Here is a 3441-nt window from a genome sequence, read left to right as displayed (position 1 = left end):
ATCTGGTCAGCGAAGGCCTTGCCACCGAGGAAGAGATCGACGCGTTGAACGCCGAAATCGCCAAAGACGCCGAAGACGCCGTCAAATACGCGCTTGATGCGAAATACCCCGATGTGTCCGAAGTCGACATGCACGTCTTTTCCGACATCAAACACGCGCTGGCATAAGGAGAATTAATGATGCGAGAGATTACCCTATCCCAAGCCGTGAACGAAGCACTGGCCGAAGAAATGCGCCGCGACGAGACGGTTTTCATCATCGGTGAGGACGTGGCCGAAGCCGGCACGCCTTTCAAGGTCCTCTCCGGTCTGGTCGAGGAATTCGGCACAGGCCGCGTGGTTGACACCCCGATCGCCGAACCCGGCTTTATGGGGCTCGCCGTCGGCGCGGCCATGACCGGCACCCGCCCTGTCGTTGATCTGATGTTCGGCGATTTCATCTTCCTGATTATGGATCAGCTTTGCAATCAGGCGGCCAAGACGCACTATATGTCCGGCGGCAAACTCAGCGTGCCGCTGGTGTTGCGCACGAATATGGGCGCCACACGCCGCTCTGCGGCCCAGCATAGCCAGTCGCTGCACGCACTTGTGGCCCATATACCGGGTCTCAAGGTCGCCATGCCGTCGTCGGCCTACGAGGCCAAGGGTCTGATGAAGACCGCGATCCGCGACAACAATCCGGTCGTTATTTTCGAAGACAAGCTGATGTATCAAGACAAGGCCCCAGTGCCCGAAGATGAATATCTGATCCCCTTTGGCGAGGCGAATATCAAACGGGAAGGTAGCGATATCACATTGATCGGCACATCTTCGATGGTGCAGGTCTGCGAAAAGGCCGCCGAGATTTTGGCCGCCGATGGCATCAGCGCCGAAGTCATCGACCCGCGCACCATCGTACCGCTCGATGAAAAAACCCTGCTTGAATCGGCGCGCAAAACCAGCCGTGTCATCGTGGTGGACGAAGGCCACCAAAGCTTTGGCGTGACCAGCGAGATCGCCAGCCGCATCAATGAAAAGGCCTTTTACCATCTTGATGCACCCGTTTTGCGGATGGGCGCGATGGATGTGCCGATCCCCTTCAGCCCGGCGCTCGAAGATATTACCGTACCGACACCAGAAGGCGTCGCCGAAAAAGCGCGGATGCTTGTCGGCGGGGAGATGATCCATGCCGCTTGACGTCATCATGCCAGCGCTCGGTATGGCCCAGGAAACGGGCCAGATCGTCGCCTGGCACAAACAACCCGGCGATGCTGTCGCCAAGGGCGATATCCTGTTCGAGGTCGAAACAGACAAGGCCACGATGGAGGTCGAAGCCGCAGCCGATGGTTTCCTGACGGATGTTGTCGCTGGCGAAGGCGCCGACGTACCTGTGGGTGATGTCATCGCGAAAATCTCTGACAGTGCCGAAAGCTCAAGCCAGACGGAAACGCCAAAGACCGCTGCGGCCGCTACGCCTACGGATGATTTGCCTAAGGGCAAAGAAGTCATCATGCCCACGCTGGGCATGGCGCAAGATTCCGGTTTGCTGGTCGCATGGCACAAACAGCCCGGTGATCAGGTCGGCGCCGATGATATTCTGTTCGAGGTTGAAACGGACAAAAGCGTCAATGAGGTGAACGCAGGCTTTGACGGGTATCTTGGCGCAACCCTTGCCGAGGCAGGCGAAGACGTGCCCACCGGCCAGACTATCGCAATCATCACAGCCGAGAGACCTGCCAATCCTGTCGCGCGCAAAAGTGCTGCTGCCCCTGCACCGCAAGCCGCCGTTGCAGAGGAAAAACCCGCACCCGTCGCCAAGGCGCAACCGGCAAAAGTGACTCCTGCTCCTGCAACGGATGGACGCATCCTTGCGTCACCCAAACTGCGGCGGCTGGCGCTCGAGCAAGGGCTGGATTTGCAGCGGCTCGTCGACGCAGGGCATCCACAGCCCTTTCATGTCAAAGACATCGATGCATTGCGGGCTCTGCCACAGAGCTCTAGCAGCGCAACCGCTGCAACGGCTCAGGCTGCGGGCCGTCTGACCGCCGAACTGGCCGACGAAGGCTTCTCGGACTTCGCCGACTGGGCTGCAAAATCTGCGCAACTGACCGATACCGCGGCCTTGCTCGCAGGTCTTTGCGCCGCGAGCTATGGCAGCGATACGACGGTGGTGGTCGAAAGCTTTGGCCTGACCAGGACCTACGCGGCCTCGGCCCATCTCAGCGCCACCCAGCCGTGCGAGGACGCCGCCCGACTGCGTGTCCGCGATTTGCGCTTCAGCGCGATCACAAGCGTAGCCGTCGGGGCCGAGGATGTGCCGACACTCACGCTCATGCGCAACGGCGCTGGCCTCACGATCACGCTTGAATTTGCGCCTGCGCAACTATTGCCAAGTGACGCAATCACCCTTCTTTCCAACTTCGCAGGCCGGATGGAGCAACCGCTCCGCCACCTGCTCTGACCACATCGGAGACCAAAATGGACTTTACCGATCTTTATATCGACGGCGCATGGCACAAAGGCGCATCAGGCGAACGCTTTGATGTGATCAACCCTGCCACAGAAGCGGTGATCGCCTCGGTCGCCTCGGCCGAGATTGCCGATGCTGATGCGGCCCTTGATGCCGCCGAAGCCGCAATGAAGGAATGGGCCGCGCAGACACCGCGCCACCGGTCCGAAGTACTGCGTAAGGCATGGGAATTGATGACTGCGCGTCTGGACCATTTCGCGCATCTGATCACACTGGAAAACGGCAAGGCGGGGACCGATGCCAAGGGCGAGGCCATATATGCCGCCGAATTCTTCCGCTGGTTCGCCGAAGAAGCCGTGCGCGCCGACGGGATGCTGACCCACGCCCCCGCATCCGGCGCACGGATCATGGTGCAACATAAACCTGCTGGGCTTGCCGTGCTGGTGACACCGTGGAACTACCCAGCCGCGATGGGCACGCGCAAAATTGCACCGGCACTGGCTGCGGGATGTGCAGTGATCATCAAACCCGCCTCGGAAACGCCGCTGACGATGCTGGCGCTTATGCCGCTTCTGGAAGAGGCCGGCGTGCCCAAGGGCCTTGTCAACGTGCTGCCGTCCAAGCGCACCGGCGCATTGGTCGACCATATGTTGCACGATCCGCGCGTGCGCGTTGTGTCCTTCACAGGTTCGACCGGCGTGGGCCGCAAGCTGCTGCACGCAGCAGCCCATCAGGTGTTGAAACCGGCGATGGAATTGGGCGGCAATGCACCTTTGATCGTATTCGAGGACGCCGATATCGATGTCGCCGTCGAAGGCGCGATGCTGGCCAAGATGCGCAATCTGGGCGAGGCCTGCACCGCCGCCAACCGCATTTATGTGCATGAGGACGTGGCCGAGACCTTTACCGCCAAATTCACCGCCGCCATGAGCGCTCTGAAAGTGGGCGACGGCACCGACCCGTCCGTTGACGTTGGTCCCCTCGTCAACGCGG

Annotated in this window: 3 protein-coding genes; all 3 read left to right on the top strand. The window is 60.5% G+C overall.

Annotation, left to right across the window (positions count from 1 at the left end; genetic code table 11):
* Window positions 1-179: 179 nt before the first annotated feature.
* Complete coding sequence (locus R6T97_RS09330) at window positions 180-1175, top strand: alpha-ketoacid dehydrogenase subunit beta (RefSeq protein ID WP_410349023.1); 996 nt, start codon at window positions 180-182, stop codon at window positions 1173-1175.
* On the top strand, window positions 1165-2439 hold the full coding sequence (locus R6T97_RS09325) for a biotin/lipoyl-containing protein (protein WP_410349022.1): 1275 nt from the start codon (window positions 1165-1167) through the stop codon (window positions 2437-2439). Before R6T97_RS09330 ends, R6T97_RS09325 begins: the two co-directional genes overlap by 11 nt.
* Before the next feature lie 17 nt (window positions 2440-2456).
* The coding region (locus R6T97_RS09320; RefSeq protein ID WP_410349021.1) for an aldehyde dehydrogenase family protein at window positions 2457-3441 on the top strand (985 nt) is incomplete at its 3' end.

Origin of the sequence: Yoonia sp., from assembly GCF_046498525.1 — a bacterium.
Taxonomy (GTDB): domain Bacteria; phylum Pseudomonadota; class Alphaproteobacteria; order Rhodobacterales; family Rhodobacteraceae; genus Yoonia.
Note: the sequence above shows the minus strand (reverse complement) of the source record. Positions and strands in the feature narration are given on the sequence as shown.